Source organism: Roseateles sp. P5_B10, from assembly GCF_056400485.1.
Genome location: NZ_JBFULE010000877.1, coordinates 1 through 2,098, shown reverse-complemented (window position 1 = coordinate 2,098; position 2,098 = coordinate 1). Strand labels below are relative to the sequence as shown.

The window sequence follows — 2,098 nt, the reverse complement described above, 5'->3', positions numbered from 1 at the left end:
GCGCACAAGCTCCAGCGTCACCGCCATCATGGTTGGCGAGCGGGTCAACAGCGTCTCGCGGGTCTGGTGCGCCCAGTCGTCATCGGCCGCGGCCAGGGATGCCAGGATGCCGGCCAGTGTCGGCTCGCCAAAATGGCGGTCGATGCGTTCGGCGGCGGCCTTGGGGTCGGCGGTGGGGGCGAGATCGGCACACTCCATGACGGTCGCGATGACGTGCTCGGCGCTGGGCTGGGGGCTGGCCCTCAGCGCTTCGACAAGGTCGGCCCATTGCGCCGCCGGCACATAGACGTCGCCCAGGCCCCATTCGATGGCGTCGCCGGCCGCAATGGCCTGGCCGGTCAGTGCCAACCATTCGCCGACGTGGCCGGGGCATTGGGCGAGGAAGTAGCCACCACCGACATCGGGAAAGAGGCCGATGCCGGTCTCGGGCATCGCAAGCTTGGAGCGCTCGGACAGCACGCGCAGCTTGGCGCCCTGGCTGATACCCATGCCGCCGCCCATGACGATGCCATCCATCAGCGCGATATAGGGCTTGGGGTAGTGGTGGATCAGGTGGTTGAGGCGGTATTCCTCAGTGAAGAAGTCTTCCAGCGCCGGGTCACCGGCATGAGCGGCCTGGTGGAAGAAGCGGATGTCGCCGCCCGCGCAGAAGGCCGGCGCCTTGCCTTCGCGGCCCGCGCCGAGCACTGCGACGGCCTGGATCTCCGGTCGAGACGCCCAGTGGCGCAGCAGCGCCGTCATGTCGCGGATCATGGCCAGCGACAGCGCATTCAGCGCTTGCGGGCGGTTCAGCGTGATGAGGCCGAGACAGCCGTTGACGTCGGCCAGGATATGGCCGTCAGACACCAGGGTCGGGATCAGGTCACTCATGCGTTATTCAAGGAGGCGGGTTTGACAGTAGGAGGCGCCAGCGCTTCGTTGGCGATCAGCGCCGCAAGCACGAGGCTACCGCCGATCAGGGCCGCGCTGCCTGGGTGTTCGCCCGCAAAAGCCCAGGCCCAAAGCACGCCGAGCAGGGTTTCCGCCTGGCCGAGCAGGGCCAGTTCGTGGCCCGGCAGCTCGCGCGCCAGGCGCACGGCCAGCAGACAGGGAACGGCAAGCTGGAAGACGCCCAGAAAACCCAGCAGGGACAGGTCGTGCGCACTGGCCTGCAACGGCCAGGCCAGCGGCAGTGTGAACACCATGGAGATCACAGCACCGATCAGCACCGCGGGCAGCATGTCAGTGTCGCCCTGCCCCACCTTCTGCAGCAGGCACCAATTGCTGGCGGCGGCCAGCGGCACGCCCAGCGCAACGATGACGCCCAACAGCGGCCCGCCCAGCTGACCACCGAACATCCACGCGATGCCCGCGCCAGCCACGGCAATCGCCCACCAGGTGCGGGCGGGAATCGGCTGATGCAGAAAGAACCGCGCAAATATCGCCGTGAATAGGGGGGACAGCGACATCGTGACCAGCACATTGGCCACCGTCGTCAGCGACAACGCCACCATGAAGGCCGTGAACATGACGGCCCAGCACAGGCCTGAGGCCCAGACCGCACCGCCACGCATGGCTGACCACAACGCCTTGCCCCGCATCATGCCGAGGATGGCCACCAGTGCCAGCGCATTGAAGGCACTGCGCCAGAACGTGATTTCGAATCCACGCGCTGCATCCAGATGCCGCGTGACCACGCCCGCCGAACTCCACATCAGCGTGACCAGCAGCATCAGCAAAACAGCAGACCGGTGGCTCATCAACGAAGAGCGCCCCTTTCGGGGCGCGGGCAATCAGCTGACTAGAACCCCCTCCTGAAGGGGGGCTGGGGGGAGCTCAAGGCGCCGCGCCAGCGAAAGCGTGTCAGCTCCGCTGAGCACGCTTTCGCTCGTTCTCGGACAAGAAGCGTTTGCGAACCCGCACGCTCTTGGGCGTGATCTCGACCAGTTCGTCGTCGTCGATGAAGTCGACGCCGTACTCCAGCGTCAGCTCGATCGGCGGCGTGACCTTGATCGCATCTTCCTTGCCGGAGACGCGGAAGTTGGTCAGCTGCTTGGTGCGGGTCGCGTTGACGACCAGGTCGTTGTCGCGGTTGTGGATGCCAACGATCATGCCTTCG

The 2,098-nt window shown here is 66.3% G+C and carries 2 protein-coding genes and 1 pseudogene; all 3 read right to left on the bottom strand.

Going from position 1 to position 2,098, the window contains the following annotated elements; genetic code table 11:
- Positions 1-870: 3-hydroxyisobutyryl-CoA hydrolase (locus tag AC1DU6_RS28770; RefSeq protein WP_477861319.1), on the bottom strand; the 870-nt coding region annotated here is incomplete at its 3' end.
- A complete protein-coding gene (locus AC1DU6_RS28765) occupies positions 867-1,739 on the bottom strand; it encodes a DMT family transporter (protein ID WP_457326210.1) in 873 nt (290 codons plus the stop codon). The genes AC1DU6_RS28765 and AC1DU6_RS28770, both read right to left, overlap by 4 nt.
- A 103-nt stretch (positions 1,740-1,842) precedes the next feature.
- Positions 1,843-2,098 (bottom strand): annotated as a pseudogene (locus tag AC1DU6_RS28760) (translational GTPase TypA); the annotation flags it as partial.

What these genes read in the sequence shown, in the direction of transcription:
- AC1DU6_RS28765 (WP_457326210.1), bottom strand. Translation starts at nt 1,739, where the DNA reads ATGAGCCACCGGTCTGCTGTTTTGCTGATGCTGCTGGTCACGCTGATG.